Source organism: Microcoleus sp. T3_B1, assembly GCF_036700445.1.
In the GTDB taxonomy this organism is placed as follows: Bacteria; Cyanobacteriota; Cyanobacteriia; order Cyanobacteriales; family Microcoleaceae; genus Microcoleus.
This window is the reverse complement of sequence record NZ_JAUBOX010000037.1, coordinates 46,664-65,473: the sequence shown is the minus strand read 5'-3', so window position 1 is coordinate 65,473 and position 18,810 is coordinate 46,664. Positions and strand designations below refer to the sequence as shown.

The 18,810-nt window shown below is 44.9% G+C and carries 10 protein-coding genes and 1 pseudogene; 8 read left to right on the top strand and 3 right to left on the bottom strand.

Annotated elements, in window-relative coordinates; translation table 11 throughout:
* A pseudogene (locus QT990_RS20115) lies at nt 1–192 on the top strand (hypothetical protein); the annotation flags it as partial.
* Nucleotides 193–241: 49 nt separating this feature from the next.
* On the opposite strand, the gene QT990_RS20110 reads toward QT990_RS20115, so the two are convergent.
* Nucleotides 242–1,585, bottom strand: coding sequence for a nitrate/sulfonate/bicarbonate ABC transporter ATP-binding protein (locus tag QT990_RS20110; protein ID WP_333465673.1), 1,344 nt, complete (start codon nt 1,583–1,585; stop codon nt 242–244).
* Between the two features lie 709 nt (nt 1,586–2,294).
* On the opposite strand from QT990_RS20110, the gene QT990_RS20105 reads away from it, so the two are divergent.
* Nucleotides 2,295–2,597, top strand: coding sequence for a hypothetical protein (locus QT990_RS20105; RefSeq protein ID WP_333147096.1), 303 nt, complete (start codon nt 2,295–2,297; stop codon nt 2,595–2,597).
* A gap of 197 nt (nt 2,598–2,794) precedes the next feature.
* Here the strand turns inward: QT990_RS20105 and QT990_RS20100 are convergent, their stop codons facing one another.
* Nucleotides 2,795–3,160 carry a hypothetical protein gene (locus QT990_RS20100; RefSeq protein WP_333147094.1) on the bottom strand — a complete coding sequence of 122 codons (366 nt, stop codon included), beginning with the start codon at nt 3,158–3,160 and terminating at the stop codon, nt 2,795–2,797.
* Nucleotides 3,161–4,089: 929 nt separating this feature from the next.
* Here QT990_RS20100 and QT990_RS20095 point away from each other — a divergent pair.
* The 3 genes from QT990_RS20095 (at nt 4,090) to QT990_RS20085 (ending at nt 13,899) form a co-directional block, all read left to right on the top strand.
* The gene (locus tag QT990_RS20095; RefSeq protein WP_333147092.1) at nt 4,090–9,558 is read left to right on the top strand and encodes a PAS domain S-box protein; all 5,469 of its coding nucleotides are present in this window, start codon (nt 4,090–4,092) and stop codon (nt 9,556–9,558) included.
* Between the two features lie 281 nt (nt 9,559–9,839).
* Entirely contained in the window at nt 9,840–12,914 is a 3,075-nt protein-coding gene (locus QT990_RS20090) for a response regulator (RefSeq protein WP_333147090.1), read from the top strand.
* 10 nt (nt 12,915–12,924) lie between these two features.
* The gene (locus QT990_RS20085) at nt 12,925–13,899 is read left to right on the top strand and encodes a diguanylate cyclase (protein WP_333107148.1); all 975 of its coding nucleotides are present in this window, start codon (nt 12,925–12,927) and stop codon (nt 13,897–13,899) included.
* Between the two features lie 566 nt (nt 13,900–14,465).
* Here the strand turns inward: QT990_RS20085 and crcB are convergent.
* Complete coding sequence (gene crcB / locus QT990_RS20080) at nt 14,466–14,864, bottom strand: fluoride efflux transporter CrcB (RefSeq protein WP_333147087.1); 399 nt, start codon at nt 14,862–14,864, stop codon at nt 14,466–14,468.
* A 273-nt stretch (nt 14,865–15,137) separates the two neighbouring features.
* Here crcB and QT990_RS20075 point away from each other — a divergent pair, with 273 nt between their 5' ends.
* From QT990_RS20075 to aspS, 3 genes are all read left to right on the top strand, one after another.
* Nucleotides 15,138–15,767 carry a macro domain-containing protein gene (locus tag QT990_RS20075; RefSeq protein ID WP_333144174.1) on the top strand — a complete coding sequence of 210 codons (630 nt, stop codon included), beginning with the start codon at nt 15,138–15,140 and terminating at the stop codon, nt 15,765–15,767.
* A 381-nt stretch (nt 15,768–16,148) separates the two neighbouring features.
* Entirely contained in the window at nt 16,149–16,736 is a 588-nt protein-coding gene (locus QT990_RS20070; protein WP_333465672.1) for a hypothetical protein, read from the top strand.
* A gap of 154 nt (nt 16,737–16,890) precedes the next feature.
* Nucleotides 16,891–18,678: an aspartate--tRNA ligase gene (aspS, locus tag QT990_RS20065; RefSeq protein ID WP_333409514.1), complete on the top strand. Its 1,788-nt coding sequence runs from the start codon at nt 16,891–16,893 to the stop codon at nt 18,676–18,678.
* The last annotated feature ends 132 nt before the right edge of the window (nt 18,679–18,810 follow it).

The following is an 18,810-nucleotide window of genomic DNA, read 5'->3' as shown; positions in this document are numbered from 1 at the left end:
TTATTGGTTATTGGTTATTGGTTATTGGTTATTGGTTATTGGTTATTGGTTATTGGTTATTGGTTATTGGTTATTGGTTATTGGAGGCAGAGCCTCCGGGTATGTATTCCCAGGCAGAGCCTGGGAACAAGACTAAGACTAAGATACCAACAAACAAGACTAAGATACCAACAAATAACAAATAACAAATAACAAATAACAAATAACAAATAACAAATAACAAATAATCAATAGCAAATAACTACTCAGCTTTATCTTCCGATTCTAAGAACATTTCGCCCCCGGGCTCATCATAACTGTATAACTCTGCATAGCGACCCCAGTCAATAGCAGTTTGCAATTGCCGCATTGCTTCTTTGGGACTAAAGTGGGCTTCGAGAATATCCAAAATCAACTCTTCAGAAATGCGGTGATTGCGCTTGGCCTGAAGCATTCGATACATTTGCTGTACGAGGCGAATATTGCTGAGAATTTGGGTGCGAACAATTTGTTTGCGCTGGTCAATGCCGCCGGCAATGAACTGAATGCCAACTGGTGTTAACAGGAGGTCGCCTTCTTGAATTACCAGAAATTCCATTAATTTTGCTGCTTCCACGATCGGCAAAATGTCGTCAACCTCTAACATTAATTCTTGACCGAGGCGGTACAGATCCTGCTCCTTGCGGTCTTCCAAGAGTTCCAACAGGCCTGCGATCGCACCGATTCGCACCTGCGGCAGAGATTGGTATTTAGCGCTTTGAGGGGGTTGAGGTTGATACACAGTAGCGGCACTTTCAGCAGGTGCAGTTACTGTTTCGTCGCTCAAGTCAGGATTGGTGAGAATTTTGTAAACTTGGTCTACGAGAGCTTGAAATTCGGGAGTTTTACGATCGCGGTAGTGCGGCAAAGTCACCGTTAACTCGGCGCGAATTCGCCCCGGGTTGCGACCCAAGACTATAACGCGATCGGCTAAAATTACCGCTTCCTCAATCCCGTGAGTTACGATTAACACCGCTTTAGTAGGAATCTTCTTTTCCAGCCACAAATCTAATAACTCAAACCGCAAGTTTTCTGCTGTCAGCACGTCTAAAGCTGAAAACGGTTCATCCATGCAAAGCAATTCGGGTTCTACCGCCAAAGCTCTAGCAAATCCCACCCGCTGCCGCATCCCGCCGGAAAGTTCTTTCGGATAAGCATTTTCAAATCCGTCTAAACCGATAATGTCAATCATCCGCAAGGCTTTTTGCCTGCGCGGTTCGGGCAATTCTCCTTTAGCTTTTAAGCCTAATTCTACATTTTCTAGTACCGTCAACCAGGGATAAAGGGCAAAGTTTTGAAATACAATTGCCAATCCAGGATTTAAGCCGACTAAAGGACGATTGTGGTATAGAACTTGACCGGCGGTGGGCGGGATAAGTCCGGCAATCATTCGCATTAATGTTGATTTTCCCGAACCGGAAGGGCCGAGCAAAGCTACTATTTCGCCCGATCGCAAATCTAAATTAATTGGCTCTAAAATAGAGATTGTTTGACCGTTGGGCTGCGAGTAAGCTTTGCTAACGCCTTCTAAGGTAATCAGGCACTCTGTTGCTGTTTTAACTACCACAACTAAACCTCCTCGCTTGTTGTTTAAATTTAGTCAGTAGTCAGTAGTCAGTAGTCCGCAGTCAGTAGTCAGTAGTCAGTAGTCAGTAGTCAGTAGTCAGTAGTTAGTAGTCAGTGGTCAGTAGTCAGTGGTCAGTAGTCAGTAGTCAGTGGTCAGTAGTCAGTAGTCCGCAGTCAGTAGTCAGTAGTCAGTAGTTAGTAGTCAGTAGTCAGTAGTTAGTAGTTAGTAGTTAGTAGTCAGTAGTCAGTAGTTAGTAGTTAGTAGTCAGTAGTCAGTAGTTAGTAGTCCGCAGTCAGTAGTCAGTAGTCAGTAGTCCGCAGTCAGTAGTCCGCAGTCAGTAGTCCGCAGTCAGTAGTCATTAGTTAAAAACTCTGGGAAACTGACAACGGATAACTGCTAATTAATACCAGTTTCGTAAAATAATGCAACGGCAGGTAAGCCCCAAACCATGATGCAATCAGTCATTCTCAATCGAAAATCAAAAATCGAAAATCGAAAATGGTATGACTGGCGAGTATTCAGTCAATTTTCTGTGACAGACGATCGCTTTTTCACCAGCAACAAGACTCGAAAAGCAGCGAGTTGGAGCGCAACTGAAAATATAACCAGCCAAATAATTGAGCTATGGTACAAAATTATCATCGCCCAACTGCCCAGAAATCATGATCGGCCATAGCCTGTGTTAAATATCGCATAGGCGGAACCTTTTTTGTCGGCAGGCACGACTCCAGCTACGGCTGCTTTCAAAATCGATTCCTGGGCTCCCATACCTATACCCCATAAAGTCATTCCTAGCAATCCCCCCTGCCCATTTCCGAACAATACCAATGGGGCAAACAGTGAAGAAAAAATCACTGCCAACATCAGGGTTAAGATGCAGATGCGATCGAACTTGCCTCTCAAAAATCAGGGCTGCGATGGCGTCACTCCCCATCACCCAAGCGTAAAAGAGCGGAATCTGGCTGTCAAATGCGATCGCGCTTCTGTGAAAGTTAGTCGATTTGAGATTTGAGACTTGGGTGTAAGCGCTGAGTCGGAGGATTTGAGATTTGAGATTTACTCCACAGATGAATCTGGGAGGTTGAACTTTCTTCTACAATTTTGAGCTCTCCACCACAAGAGTCGGGGGGTGGTATCCGTTTTTGCACCTCGTCAAAGGTAATGAAGGGAAAATCCCATAGCCAGCCCCAATTAACCCTACAGCAGTATCTAAAGAAACCCAAAACAGCCCCAGCCACCCTTTTTTGATTTCTCAAGCTCCTGCTTCAAAATGGCGCGGATTAAGATAAAATGGCAAAGCTGAGCCGATAACCTAATTGCTTTGCCCGTGCGATCGGCTATCATCAATAACGAAGCTGGCGATCGCGATTGGATAACGTGCAGTTGATCGTCATCGCACTCGATCAATCCCAAAATGTTAACTACGTAAATCCTTTCTTCTTCCGCGTCACGGGTTATATATAGCAATCCTAAATCATTTGTAAAAATATGTAGGGGTAGTGCCCCTGTGCCTACCCCAGTCAAGGCGGGGCAACCGGGCGTGGGTTTTGCCCCTACAAGAATTACACGAATCATTTAGGATTGCTATAGCAATCCTAAATCATTTGTGAATTTTTTACTCCCTCCCCTGGTTCAAGGGGAGGGTTGGGGTGGGGTAAAAAATTTACGACTCCTGCAAGGATTGCTATACACACCAAGAAGTTTTGGGGAAGAATTGGTTTGACAACTTATTACCTTGCTATAGTCAACAGTTAATTAAAACTGTCAACATCATCTGCCAGCAGTGATAGTGAATCCCCTCGCTCCAGCTATGGTTTCTGTTCCAACTGCCAATGTGTAGGGCGGGGATTGAGACCCTCATATCAAATCAAGGAACAGGGAACAGGAAAACCGTTTTATGTAGGAATGGGGATCAAAAGCTGCATCTGAATAGGGTAGAATTATAACAAACTAGATGGGACATTACAAGGTGGGTATTGTGGGATAAAAATTCTCTGCAATCTTAATTGCATTACGGAATGTTTAAACTTGTATCTTTTCCTTAACCATTTTATCTTCTTTACCAAATCTTTATTTTTTTTCTCTAGGGTCTTGTTATGGTTGCTGCAAGCGAGCTTACAGCACTTTGCAACGATAGTGAAATACCCCTTAGTTAAAAAATAGGTATTTATGACACACTGCCCCTGCTGCTCGAATCAAATGCTCCGTCACGTTCGCGAGCATCAAATCTACTGGTTTTGTCGCCACTGTTGGCAAACAATACCTATTTACAATCTGAACATATCTAGCTTATCGCCCTCTCTAAATTTAGTTAGACATCTAGGGATCAAGGAACAACATTCTTTATCGGTATAATTTAACAGTTTTATTTAGGGCTGATAAAGTTTAGAGATTGTCCTAGCGTTAACGGGTTTTCACGCTCAAAACTTTGCTGTGTTGTATAATTAAATTGAAATTATCGCCCACCAACTTGAAGGCAGCTCTATTCAGAGAGCGCTTAATTTATGGCTATCACTCGACTCAACCTGATGATAACCTTATGGCAAAGACCACTTAAACGATTGCTACCTCTTCTGCTTGGTGTGGTGGGTTCTCTTGCTGTTTTATTTACGTGGCAACAGCTAACCCTCAACGGACAAATTCACATTGAGCAGTTAATTCAGCAGGAAGCCAATGCGATTCAGTTACAACTGAGCGAAGAATTATCAACTCGGATGCTGACACTTCGGCAAATGGCGAATCGCTGGGAAGCCAATGGCGGTACACCAAAGGCTCTTTGGGAAGCCGATGCTGAGGCTTATGTAAAGGATTTCTACGGTTATCAGGCGATCGAATTAGTCGATCCATCATTTAAAGTGCGATGGGTTGTGCCACTGGCGGGGAATGAGGCAGTGCAAAACCTAGATCTTAATCGGGAACGGCGTCGCCAAATCACTTTGCAAGTGGCTCGTGATTTGCGTCAACCTATGTTAACTCGCAATGTTTCACTCGTTCAAGGGGGTCAAGGATTTCTAGCAAGTTTTCCTTTATTTGTAGGGGAGCGGTTTGATGGGTTTATTGTCGGAGTTTTTCAGTTTAAAAATCTATTTGAGAGTATTTTAAAAGTGTCCCCTGGGTACAATGTGGCTATATATGATGGCCCGAATTTGATCTACGGTCAAGAGCTGGCATCTCAATATTCACAGCATAAAACAGTGGTAATGAAAGCGTATAGGGCCGAGTGGCGAATAGATGTTTCTCCCACTTTAGATTTAGTAGAAAGGGAGAATTTTTATTTGCCGCAAGTTGTGTTAATTGGGGGCTTAATTTTAATTTGGCTGCTGATGTTGGTCGTGTATCTCGCACAAGTTAGTGTTCGCGAAGTCAATCAATTCAAAAAAGTAAATCGCCAGTTGCAATGGGAAATTCACCAGCGACAACAGGCAGAAATTGCGATCGCTCGACTAGCTGCGATCGTTGAATCTTCGGAAGATGCCATTATCAGCAAAGATTTAGAGGGTGTAGTTACAAGTTGGAATGTAGGAGCCGAAACAATTTTTGGCTATACAGCCGCCGAAATAGTAGGGCAATCAGGGAGAAAACTGATTCCAGCAGACTATCGAGATGAGGAAAACGAAATTATCACCAAAATCCAGCGAGGAGAACGCATCAAACACTACGATACAAAGAGACTGAGGAAAGATGGAACATTAATCGATATCTCGATGAGTGTCTCCCCCATTAAAGACCAAGCAGGGAATATAATTGGAGCCTCAAAGATTGGCAGGAATATTGCTGACCGCAAACAAGCAGAAGCAGCACTACGTGAAAGTGAAGAACGCTGGGAACTTTCTGTACGCGGGAATAATGACGGCATTTGGGATTGGAATGTTCAAACCAATGAGGTCTTCTTTTCTAGTCGTTGGAAGGAAATGCTGGGCTATGAAGACCATGAAATCCAAAACATGCTAGACGAATGGGCGAATCTGGTACATCCCGATGATTTGGGATGGGTGATGCAAGTCATTCAAGATCATTTTGCCAAGAAAACTCCTTTTTATATCACAGAACATCGCCTTCGCTGCAAAGATGGTTCCTACAAATGGATTTTGGATCGCGGTCAGGCGCTTTGGGATGATGCAGGTAACGTAATTCGGATGACTGGCTCTCACACCGACATTACGGAGCGCAAGCAAGCTGAAGTTGCTTTACAGGTCAGCGAAGCCAGATATCGGCAATTGATCGATAACTTAAATGCGGGTTTTGTGATTCATGCGACAGATACCAGCGTCCAATTATGTAATGAAACGGCCGCTGAATTACTAGGGTTTTCAATGGATCAAATGCTGGGAAAAACCGTGAGCGATCCGGCATTGCATTTGGTGCGGGAAGATGGCAGCGTGATGCCCCTAGAGGAATATCCCGTGAATCAGGTTTTATCCACTGGAAGTTCCCTCAAAAATCATGTTTTAGGAATTAAAAAAGAAATTGATAGTTGTGTTTGGGTATTAGTTAATGCCTACCCGGAGTTCGAGCAAAACGGTCAAATCACACAAGTTGTAGTTACGTTTATTGATATAAGCTCGCGCAAAAAAGTAGAGCTGGAAATCCAAAAAACGCGCAATTTCTTACAAGCACTTCTGGATAATTTACCGGTTGCGGTTTTTGTTAAGGAGGCACAGCCTAAACAATTTGGTGTATTTCAGTTTTGGAATAAAACCAGCGAACGGTTATTTGGCATTTCAGCCGAACAAGCGATCGGCAAAACTGGCTATGATTTGTTCCCAACAGAACAGGCTATCTTTTTTGACCAAAAGGATAGAGAAGTTTTTGAAAAAGGTAAGACTGAGGATATTATCGAGGAAGTCATTGACAGTCATAGTCTGGGAAAACGTTGGCTGCATACGGTGGAGATTCCCATTGACGATGAACAGCATCAGTCCCAGTACCTACTTTGTTTTTCAGAAGATATCACCGCTCGCAAACAAGCAGAAGCAGAGCTTAGAGAACTGAGTGAAGTGATGAAAAATGCGCTGTCCGGCATTTCCAAACTGGATGTACAAGGGCGTTACCTCTATGCCAATAAAGCATATTCTGACGTGACAGGCTATCAGCCAGAAGAAATGGTGGGGATGTCTTGGGAAAAAACCGTACATCCCGATGAGTTGAAAAAACTGGTTGCGGCCTATTGGCTGATGGTGCAAGAGGGCAGAGTAGAAGTTGAAACGAAAGGAGTCCGTAAAGACGGTTCTGTTTTTTATAAGCAATTGGTGATGATTTCAACTTACGACGAACAGCATCAATTTTTGGGGCATTACTGCTTCATGAAAGATATTAGCGATCGCAAAAAAGCCGAACTTGCACTAGAAAAGGAACTCTTGCGGAGTAAAACCTTCTTCAACACTTCACTGGACGGTGTTGTTGTCATGGATCGCGTGGGAAAAGTTGTCGAAGCTAGCTGCAGTTTTGCTCAAATGCTGGGCTACACCCTAGAAGAAACCCTAAATCTGAGTGTGTTTGATTGGGATGCTGAATGGACGAAGGAAGAACTACAACTTATACTCCAGAGAGATGAGGTTATTCCGCTGTTTGAGACGCGACATCGCCGCAAGGATGGTTCCGTGTATGACGTGGAAATTAGCTGGAACCGAGTGGAATTAGAAGATGAGATGATGAACTTCTGTATCTGCCGGGATATTAGCGAGCGTAAACGCAACGAAGCCGATCGCCAACAATCCGAAATCGAGTTAAAAATCTCTCAAGCGCGATTTGCCGGAATTTTAGAAATTGCCAGCGATGCGATCATTTCGATCAATACCAATCAGCAAATCACTTTGTTTAACAAGGGAGCTGAACAAATTTTTGGTTACGCGGCTGAGGAAATTTTAGGGAAACCCCTGGCGATGTTGATGCCCTCGCGCTTTGCCGATGCTCACCATCAGCACATCAGCCACTATGCCCATAAGGGAGGCTCTGCAAGGCAAATGGCAGAGCGAGGAGCCATTTTTGGACGACGCAAAGATGGCTCAGAGTTTCCGGCAGAGGCTTCCATTGCCAAGATCGAGATCAACGGTGAAATTATTTTTACTACCTTTCTGCGAGATATTACAGCTCGACAACAGGCAGAGGAAGCTCTGCGCTATCAGAAAGAGATGTTTCAAACAATCGTCGATAATATCCCAGTGATGATTGCTTTATTTGACAGGCAAGGTCAAATCGAATTGCTCAACCCGGAATTTGAAAACATTTTAGGTTGGCCGCTAGAAGATTGGCAGCAAAAAAATATCTTAGCTGAGTGTTATCCTGACCCGGTTTATTGCCAAAATGTCTTAGAACATATGCTATCGGCAACCGGGAAGTGGAAGGATTTCACAACACTGACTGCCACCGGACAGCAGTTAGAGACATCTTGGGCAAACGTGCGGCTTTCTAGCGGGCATTTTTTGGGCATTGGGCAAGATATTAGCGATCGCAAACAAAAAGAACTGACACTGCAGCACGCAATGGAAGTCGCAGAAGAAGCGAACTTGGCAAAAAGTACCTTCCTAGCCAATATGAGCCACGAATTACGCACTCCCCTCAACGTGATTCTAGGATTTGCTCAGGTAATGACCCATGACCCCTCTCTAACTCCAAACCAAAAAGAAGACCTGCAAACAATTCGGCGGAGTGGGGATCACCTCTTGAGTTTGATTAACGATGTGTTGGATCTTTCCAAAATTGAATCGGGACACTTCACCGTTGAAGAAAGCGGATTGGACTTAATTGCGCTACTGCATTCCCTCCGAAATATGTTGGCGGAACGAGCAAGTTCTAAAGGACTTGACCTTTGTTTCGAGATTGCGCCAGAAGTCCCCCAATTTATGCTTGTCGATGCTCAAAAACTGCGTCAGGTTTTGCTCAATCTGCTGAGTAATGCTATCAAATTTACCCATCAGGGAACCATTACTTTGCAAGTCAGCATTGAGGCGAACGGTACAGGGGAATTAGCCACAACTCGGCCGATTCTCCAGTTTGTAGTCGCTGACACAGGTGTAGGGATTGCACCGATCGAACTCAATACCATCTTCGATGCGTTTGTGCAAGCCCAAGCTGGGAAGCTATTGACCGGCGGTACTGGGCTAGGTCTAACCATTAGCCGCAAATTGTTGGAACTCATGGGCGGAGAAATTTCTGTCACCAGCACTCTGGGAGAGGGGAGTACCTTCACTTTTACCCTTCCCGTCAGCCCCATCAGTGGAGTTAATGTTACGCCCGAAGAGAATAATCGCCTCGTGATTGGGCTGGCTCCCGGTCAACCGGATCGTCGCATTTTGGTGGTTGACGATCAAGCAGAAAATCGCTTGCTAATGGTCAGATTACTGACACAATTAGGATTAGAGGTAAAAGAAGCTACCAACGGACAGGAAGGGGTGCAGATTTGGCAAGAATGGCAACCCGACCTAACCTGGATGGACATTCGGATGCCCGTGTTAGATGGATACGAGGCTACGAAGCAAATTCGGGCAATGGAAGACGGACAGAACAGTACCATTATTGCACTTACGGCCCAGGCTTCCCAGAGCGATCGCACCCTAGCCTTGGCTGCTGGCTGCAACGACTACATCAGCAAGCCCTTCCGGGAACAAACCCTATTTCTTAAGATGGCGGAATACCTAGGTTTAGAATATGTATATCTGGAAGAGGAAACAGAAAACGGGGAACGGGGAACAGATTGTTTTCCTTCTTACTTCTGTTCTGTTGCCTCTGGGCTTTCAGATTCCCTCGATCCAACGCTTCTGGCGACATTACCAAAAGAATGGGTGGTTGAGTTGCAAGATGCTGCTTTATGTGGGGATGATGTGGCGATCGTTGAACTGGTAGCTCAACTTTCCTCTGACCTCGCTCAATTGGGTAGTTATGTGACGGAACTCGCCAACCAGTATCAATTTGAGAAAATCCTTAATCTAATTCAAGGTAATTTCCAAATAGGAATTTCTCCATTGGAGTTATAAGCTGTTGTGCAGTTAAAACTGTTTATTCCCCGGAGATCCCCCTAAATCCCCCTGATTGTTGGGGAGTAGGGGTTGACTTTGAGTAAGTTCTTGTCCCCCCCTTAAGAAGGGGGGCTAGGGGGGATCGGGCTTAACTGAACCGTATTGATTTATAAGCTGTTGTGCAGTTAAACGTTTGATTAGGACTAGGGAATTAGGAACAGCTAACAAGAATTAAATTTAATTATTGGTAAATCCTGAAAAAACTGTCCTTAATTTTTATTGATAATTACTGCTCTAAAATGCCTCAGAAAAATCCCAAAATTTTCCAATTCACTCCTTTAAATTTAAAAATTTTAGAGGAATGCAGTGAAGAATCCGTGTATGCTCCCGGTCATATTCAGCCACACGGAATCGTTTTATTGATGCAACGAAACAGCCTCAATATTTTACAAGTCAGTGAAAATGTAGAACAGTTTTTGGGCATTTCTGCCGAAGAATTGCTAGGTCAGCCATTGCCAGAGTTATTGGGTCACGATCGAGTACAAGAAATTGTTAGGTATTTAACTCAAGAACAACTAAACATTCATAAGGGTTTCGATCTAAAAATCCCTCTCAAAGACGGCTCGATTCAAACATATAGAAGCACACTGCATCAGCTACCAGATGAGTTGATTCTGGAGATCGAACCCCAATTGACTATTGAAAATAATCATTCAATCGATTTTTACGATCGTCTGCAAACAGTTATCCTGAACTTTCGCAGTGCGATCGGTCTTTCGGATTTAGCTCAAACCATTGCTAGAGAAGTGAAAGCCATGACCGGGTTCGATCGCGTGATGGTCTATCGCTTTGAAGCCGATGATCATGGGGTGGTGATTGCTGAAGAGAAAGAAAGCTATCTAGAAAGCTACCTGGGATTGCATTACCCGGCGATCGATATTCCCGTACCCGCCCGCCAATTATTTTACAGCAATTGGGTGCGCCAAATTCCCAATATTAATTACACCCCCGCCCGCCTAATTCCCACCAACCATCCCCTAACCAATACACCCCAGGATCTAAGTGCTTGTGTGTTAAGGGGAGTATCTCCCTACCACATTGAATATTTGCAGAATATGGGAGTGGCTGGGACACTGACGATTTCGTTAATTGACGATCGGCGCCTCTGGGGATTAATTGCCTGTCACCATTACAGCCCGCGATTGGTAGATTACGAAACTCGTAAAACCTGTGAATTTTTAGGACAATTTGCCTCGATCGAACTGGTGCATCAGCAAGAGCGAGAATTGAACGTTTACCGATCGCAGGCGAAAACTATTCAGGATCAACTTCAGCAGGCATTCCGGCGAGATTCTAATTTTATCGCACAGGTATTGACCGAAAATGCTTCTCAATTGCTAGATTTAGTTCATGCTCATGGAGCTGCAATTCTGCTCGATGGTCGTCTGACATTGGTAGGTAAAACACCATCTGAAGCTGAGGTTGACGAACTCGTGCAGTGGTTGCTGCAACAGAACAAAGAACGAGTGTTTGCAACAGCTTCTTTGTCTCAGTTTTATCCCCAAGCGAAGCAATTCAAAGATCGAGCTAGCGGTGTTTTAGCAATCTCAATCTTGCTATGCTACGCCAAACAAAAGTCATACCACATCCTTTGGTTCCGACCAGAGCAAATTCAAACAGTAAACTGGGCAGGTAATCCACAGGATGCTGTGTCGATCGACGAAATTGGAAAAATGCACCTGTGTCCCCGCAAATCCTTTGAACTGTGGCAAGAGACAGTGCGGGAGATGTCTTATCCGTGGCAGATTGCAGAGTTAGAAGCTGCTGCCGAAATGAGACATATCCTCATGCTGGCGGTGTTAGAATTTTCGCAAGCTGCCCTAGAACACGCTGCAGAAAGGGCCGCCATCGCCAACCGTGCCAAAAGCCAGTTCCTTGCCAACATGAGCCACGAGCTCAGAACGCCACTCAACGCCATTCTGGGATTTACCCAGCTTATGAACCGCAGCCCCCATATCCCAGAAGAATTTCAAGAGCATTTAGGCATCATTACCCGTAGTGGAGAACACCTGCTGACATTGATCGACGATGTTTTGCAAATGTCTAGGATTGAAGCAGGGCAATTGGTACTGAGTACAAGCTGTTTTAATCTGCATCGACTGCTGGGTTCTATTAACGAGATGTTCACTCTCAAAGCGGGTGAGAAAGGGTTACATCTTAGCAGCGAGTGGGATGCTACTGTCCCCCGTTATGTCTGTGGCGATCAAGCAAAACTTCGCCAAATCTTGATTAATCTGCTTGGGAACGCGCTCAAATTTACAACAACAGGAAGCATAGCCCTGCGGGGACGAGCTTTTTCATCTGATGATATGCCATGCGGTACAAATTGCGATCGCCCCACTAATCCATCCGATATTAAACCCACTATTACCCTGTCTCTCGAAGTTGAGGATACCGGATCTGGCATTTCTCCCTCAGATTTAGAATCAATTTTTGACGCCTTCAGGCAAAGCAATCGCGATCGTCACGATCGAGGAACAGGTTTAGGACTGTCTATCAGTCGTGAGTTTGCGCGTCTGATGGGAGGCGATATCACCGTGCGAAGCACCCTGGATCGAGGATCGACTTTTACCTGCCAAGTCGTTTTGGAACTACCAGAATCCCTTGATTTAGAGGAACCTGAAATTAGCGATCGGATTATCGGGATCGAACCTGGGCAACCTATCTACCGAATTCTAGTAGTAGAAGACGTTCCAGAAAATCGGCAACTGCTGGTGACGCTGCTGGAGTCAGTTGGGTTTGATGTGTGTGCGGTGGAAAATGGGGTAGAGGCGATCGATCGTTGGCAAACATGGCACCCTGACCTGATTTTGATGGACATTCAAATGCCTGTCATGGATGGTTATGAAGCGACGAGACAGATTCGAGCACAAGAGTCATTAGTCATGAGTCATGAGTCATCAGCAGACACGAGAGAGCAAATGACACGCATCATTGCCCTCACTGCCTATGCTTTTGAAGACGATCGCATCGCCAGCCTGCAAGTCGGTTGCGATGACTACATTGCCAAGCCGTTTACTGAAGGCACACTTTTCGACAAAATAGCTCATCACTTGGGCGTCCGCTACTGCTACGCCGAAAAAAATTCACCAGACTCATCAGCTTCGCCACCAAAGATATTTACTCCCGACGTAAAAACCATGCCCACCAAGTGGATTGCAGAAGTTCATGAAGCAGCACTCGATCTTAGTGATAATAAGCTTTATGAACTTATCGCTCAAATTCCCAAGGAGAAACAAGATTTCATCGAGGCGATGACATCTCTGGTCGATAACTTTCAGCTTGAAGCGATCGCAACTCTCACCCAGATTTAGGAAAAAGACCATGACAGCTTTATTCAAACTTGCCGCCCAAACGAATATTCTCATCGTGGATGATACCCCAGACAATTTGCGCCTGTTAGCCAAAATTCTAGAGTCACAGGGCTATATTGTGCGTAAAGCGCTCAACGGCAGAATGGCACTCCAAGGTGTTCATCGCGACCCACCGAGTCTAATTTTACTTGACATCAATATGCCGGAGATGAATGGGTACGAAGTCTGCCAAAAGTTAAAAGCATCGGAAGCGACTGCTCAGATACCGGTTATTTTTATCAGTGCGCTCGAACGACTAGAAAACAAGGTACGAGCCTTTGAACTGGGTGGTGTAGACTATATTACCAAACCCTTTCAAGAGCAGGAAGTGCTGATGCGAGTAAAAAATCAATTACTCATCCAACAGCAACGCCAACAACTGCTCGAACAAAATAAACGTTTAGAACACGAAATCCAAGAACGTCTGAGGGCAGAAGCAGAAGTAAGGCAGCTATCCGTGACCGATCAATTAACTGGATTATATAACCGACGAGGCTTCTTTTTACTAGCCGATCAACAACTAAAAATTGCTCGACGCACACAAACATCCTATTTTATTTTATTCGCTGACTTAGATGGTTTGAAAAAGATTAATGACACTTTCGGACACGAAATGGGAGACAGAGTAATCGTTGACGCAGCTCAAATATTAAAGCAAACCTTTCGTGAGGCGGATATTGTGGCTCGACTGGGAGGAGATGAATTTGCTTTATTTATTCCTAACTTTTCGGGAGATTCATCTACTAATTTCCATGCTCGGCTGCAAGAAAATATAGATCGCTTTAATCAAAAGTCTGAGCGAGCTTATATATCAATAAGCCTGGGTGTGGAGTTTGGGGATTTAAACAATGAAGTTTTATTAGAGCAATTGCTGGCCAAGGCTGACAAACTCATGTACGAGCATAAACGCACCAAACACTGTTTAAATCCTCAACCGTTCTTTTGAGAACAGCGATATCGGAGGGCCATAAGCATTATTTATTAAACGTGAGTTTAACCGAGAAAGAGTAAACTGAAAACAAGATAGGGAAACAGCTTGAAGACTTTAGCCCCTCAGCCGCCAAACACGATTCTCTCCCTGTATTAGGTTAAGGGTGTGTGATATCATGTCCAGTCGAGCGAGATCGATTTTTGTAGGGGCGGGTTTCCCAACAATACCTGCCAATAATTGACAATCTCAAAAACCCGCCCCGACCGGGATATTAGCGTTAATCGATCGGACATGATATGAGATCAAAAAACTTAGTAGGTATTGTCCACAATCCTGAGATCAAATCGAGTGACTGATGCTATATGGGTGGGAGCATCTCATATTGGTAAAAATACTTCTTCTAGCTCCTTCCTTATGCCTCTTTCCTCCTGCCTCCTGCCTCAAAACTCCTGCCTCACAACCTCAAAACTCCCATTTCTAGCTGGGCTGCTTTCATTGAGATGCTCCAGTATGGGTGGAGAGTTTGCCTACAGTTGCATTTATTTCTTAAACTGGTATTATTTGGAAAAAACCGATTTTATCTATTTGCCAATTCGTGCTATAATCACACCTAACTGAACTGCAATTACTCCTAGTATGGCACTGCCGGCCCAGTAAAAAGCGGCGATGCTGTAAGATCGATCGCGCCACAAGACATTCGTCTCTAAACCGTAAGTTGAAAAAGTAGTATAAGCTCCCAAAAAGCCCGTTGCTACCATTAACCGTACTTCCGACGGAATAGTCGGCACTCGTTCAAAAGCGAGGGTGATAAAAAATCCCATAGCCAAGCAACCCGTGATGTTAATAAAAAAAGTTCCGTAGGGAAAAGCCGTCCCGAAACGATTGGCAAACCACAAGGTGATATAATACCGGCTCAAAGCGCCGGCAACCGCACCTAAACTAATTGCGATCGGGTGGCGCAGATTGGGGTATTGCAGCATACAGCTATTCAATATTTGCTACTTGATATAGAGATGGATTTTAGATTCAGCGGACTTATGTAAAGTATTGTAGGATTAAATTGGCGATCGCTCTATAGCAATCCTAAATCATTCTCATAATTATTGTAGGGGCAATCCGACCCCTACTCCCCGTGGTTGCCCGATAGATAGGGGGTAGGCACGGGGAGTAGGGGTAGCACTACCCCTACAAATTTATCGGAATCATTTAGGAGCGCTCTAGCTGTTCGCAATTAAAATTAAGAGAGAGTATTTATGCAAATTGTGCTGGCTACCTTAGACGATGGCTTAGTTAGAGCCTGGGAAAGCACTTGCGGCAGTATGGAAAATGTCAAGATACATCACGGTTCAATATTTGATGTGAAATGTGATGCTATTGTTAGTCCGGGGAATAGTTTTGGTTTCATGGACGACGGCTTAGAGTTAGAAATTTCGGAATATTTTGGAGGGCAGGTTCTTGAACGCTTGCAAAAACTAATTCAGGCTCGACATCACGGCGAACTCTTAGTAGGAATGGCAGAAATTGTAGACACCGATCATGCTGAAATTCCATATTTAATAGCTGCCCCAATTATGCGCGTTCCCACAGTTTTAAGAGAAACAGTAAATGTTTATCTAGCAACCCGCGCTATTTTGACTCTCGTAAAATTTGGCTCAGTCCCAGATGGAACACCAGTGAAACATATCATTGAAACTATCGCTATTCCCGGCATGGGTACGGGAATGGGTAAAGTGCCGCCAGATATCTGCGCCAATCAAATGAAAGTTGCGCTCGAAGATATCCTCTTATCTCAGTACGAATTTCCTCAATCTTTACTGCACGCTCAAAGGCGTCACCACTTGTTATATACGGACGATAGCGAAGATTTGCAGTTGGAAGATTGAAACTCTTAAATTTGCCAGTTTTATTGTGTTGAGAAACCAAGTTTATTGGTGTGTGTTTTTTTAGGTAGAGAGACTTATCACAAATTTAAGTGCGCTAAACCGTACCTGCAAGTTGGCGGTATCCTACACACTAGAGCAACTTTGGTAGATATAATGTAATAGAACTGAGGTCATTCCAACTAGGTAAGCGCGGATACAAAAGTTGATAAAGCTGGAACAATAATTGCCTAGTTCTTATTAAATGCCAGAATTCCTTCTGGCGCTACAGGTACAAAGTCTGTATAAAAGACCACAATTCCTTCTGGCGCTACACATACAAAGTCTGCGTCCGGGGACTGTTAGTTTTTTTCAAAATGTTTGCTACCACAGGAGAAGATTGATATGACAGATCCAAAAGTAACCGAGGAACCAGTTTTAGAGGCAACTCTCGAAACGACGGAGCTCGTCAAAAAAGAGATGCCCGACGCGACTGATGAGGCGATCGCAGAAACTGCGGCGCTGTTTGAAGCAATTAAAAAACGCGCCACCGCCGAAGTGCAAGCAGCGGGCGAACTCACCCGCGAAGCTTATTTAAAAGCTGTCAATAAGGCCTCCGGGGCGATCGAAGAAAATAAGGATCTCGCCCACGAGAGATTCACAGAAGCAGTCAGGCTGATTAAAAAAGAAACTGAGAAAAATTGGCTGGTGGTAGATGCGATTAAAACGCGGGCGCAAGCGCAGGTGCAAGATGCCGGCGAAGTCAGTCGCGAAGCTTATTTGAAAGCAGTGCGACAAGCGCGAGAAGCGGTGGAACAAAATAAATTGATCGAACGCGATCGCATCGAACAAGCTGTTGACCACATTCACACGGAAGCTGAAAAGAATTGGCACCTTATTGTGAAGCAAATTGAGTCGATCGGCACTCGCTTGACGGATGCGGCTAAGTCTGCATGGAACGCGCTGACGGCGTTTTTTGACAAGAAGGATTAAACTCAGATATGACACCATTTTAAAGCACAGGCAAGATGCCTGTTCCACAAAGATTGAATTTTCTTGTGGCACAGGCATCTTGCCTGTTCATAAAAGGTTTTGACACTAAGCGCTATAATCAAAAAGCATTATTTTTAGTCCATAACCCCCAACCATGAGAAGTTACTACTGCGGCGAACTGCGAAGCGAACACATCGGAGAGACTGTCACCCTTTACGGCTGGGTGGATCGCCGCCGCGATCATGGCGGGGTGATTTTTCTGGATGTGCGCGATCGATCGGGTATTGTGCAAATTGTCAGCGATCCTGAACGCACCCCCGATTCCTATCACGGGGCTGAGGCTTTACGCAGCGAATACGTGGTTAAAATTACTGGGCGAGTCAGCAGCCGCCCCGAAGATTCCCTCAACCCGAAATTGCCTACGGGTGAGGTGGAAATTTACGCTGACGAAATTGAGTTGTTGAATGCGGTTCGCAAACAGTTACCGTTTCAGGTGGCGACGGCAGAAAATGAAAGCGTGCGCGAAGATTTGCGGCTGAAATATCGCTATTTGGACTTGCGGCGCGATCGTATGAGTCGCAATTTGCAGCTTCGCCACCAAGTTGTCAAAGCTATGCGTCGCCACCTGGAAGATGTGGGAGGTTTTATTGAAGTTGAAACACCGATTTTAACTCGATCGACTCCTGAAGGTGCGAGAGATTATTTAGTGCCCAGCCGCGTCAATTTGGGCGAATGGTACGCTTTGCCGCAGTCGCCGCAGTTGTTCAAACAATTGTTAATGGTTTCGGGTTTGGACAGATATTATCAAATTGCCCGCTGTTTCCGCGATGAAGATTTGCGCGCCGACAGACAGCCGGAATTCACACAATTAGACATGGAAATGAGTTTCATGTCTTTAGAAGAAGTTATCGAATTAAACGAAGGTTTAGTCTCCCAGATTTTCCAAAGTGTCAAAGGCATAGAATTGCCTCGTCCTTTTCCGCGTTTGACTTACGCTGAAGCGATGGATCGCTATGGTAGCGATAAACCGGATACTCGCTTCGGTATGGAATTAGTCGATGTTTCCGATTTGATGAAAGATTCGGGATTTAAGGTATTTTCCGGGGCGGTTGCTGCGGGCGGAATTGTGAAAGTTTTGCCGATTCCCGGCGGGAATGAGGCGATTTCTAACGTGCGGATTAAACCGGGTGGCGATTTGTTTAAGGAAGCCAGCGAAGCGGGTGCGAAGGGATTGGCTTACATCCGGGTGCGGGAGAATGGCGAAATTGATACGATCGGCGCAATTAAGGATAATTTGACGGAAGCACAAAAACAGCAATTGCTCGATCGCACGGGCGCGCAACCAGGTCATTTGTTGTTATTCGCAGCGGCTGATGTGACAACTGTCAATAAGACTTTGGATAGATTGCGCTTGTTCGTGGGTAACGAATTGGGATTGATTGATAAAGACAAGATGAATCTGCTGTGGGTGACAGATTTCCCGATGTTTGAATGGAACGCTGATGAGAAGCGTTTGGAAGCATTGCACCACCCGTTTACTGCGCCGCATCCTGACGATATTAATGATTTGAAAACTGCGAGGGCTCAAGCTTACGATTTGGTGTTAAACGGTACAGAAATCGGCGGCGGTTCTTTGCGGATTTATCAGCGGGAAGTTCAGGAAAAGGTGTTTGAGGCGATCGGCTTATCGACTGAGGAAGCTTACAATAAATTCGGCTTTTTGTTGGATGCGTTTGAGTATGGAACTCCGCCCCACGGAGGCATTGCTTACGGTTTGGATCGGTTGGTGATGCTGTTGGCTGGTGAGGAATCGATTCGCGATGTGATTGCGTTTCCGAAGACGCAGCAGGCGGGTTGTTTGCTGACGAATGCGCCGGCTGGGGTGGATGAGAAGCAGTTGAAGGAGTTGCAAGTGCGATCGACTTATACGCCCAAGTCATAAGTATGTAGAATACCTTGACAATTTAACTATTTGTAAATTCCTGACTTTTTTAAGAAGTCGGGAATCTGGGTAGTTTGAGTTTGGTGTCGTTGATGCAGAGGAGTTAAAGAGTTTGGTTGAGGTTGGTTTCGG

Excerpts from the sequence above, each read along its gene's own strand:
- QT990_RS20100 (WP_333147094.1), bottom strand. The coding sequence starts at position 3,160 with ATGATTCGTGTAATTCTTGTAGGGGCAAAACCCACGCCCGGTTGCCCC.
- QT990_RS20095 (WP_333147092.1), top strand. The coding sequence starts at position 4,090 with ATGGCTATCACTCGACTCAACCTGATGATAACCTTATGGCAAAGACCA.
- QT990_RS20090 (WP_333147090.1), top strand. The coding sequence starts at position 9,840 with ATGCCTCAGAAAAATCCCAAAATTTTCCAATTCACTCCTTTAAATTTA.
- QT990_RS20085 (WP_333107148.1), top strand. The coding sequence starts at position 12,925 with ATGACAGCTTTATTCAAACTTGCCGCCCAAACGAATATTCTCATCGTG.
- crcB (WP_333147087.1), bottom strand. The coding sequence starts at position 14,864 with ATGCTGCAATACCCCAATCTGCGCCACCCGATCGCAATTAGTTTAGGT.
- QT990_RS20075 (WP_333144174.1), top strand. The coding sequence starts at position 15,138 with ATGCAAATTGTGCTGGCTACCTTAGACGATGGCTTAGTTAGAGCCTGG.
- QT990_RS20070 (WP_333465672.1), top strand. The coding sequence starts at position 16,149 with ATGACAGATCCAAAAGTAACCGAGGAACCAGTTTTAGAGGCAACTCTC.
- aspS (WP_333409514.1), top strand. The coding sequence starts at position 16,891 with ATGAGAAGTTACTACTGCGGCGAACTGCGAAGCGAACACATCGGAGAG.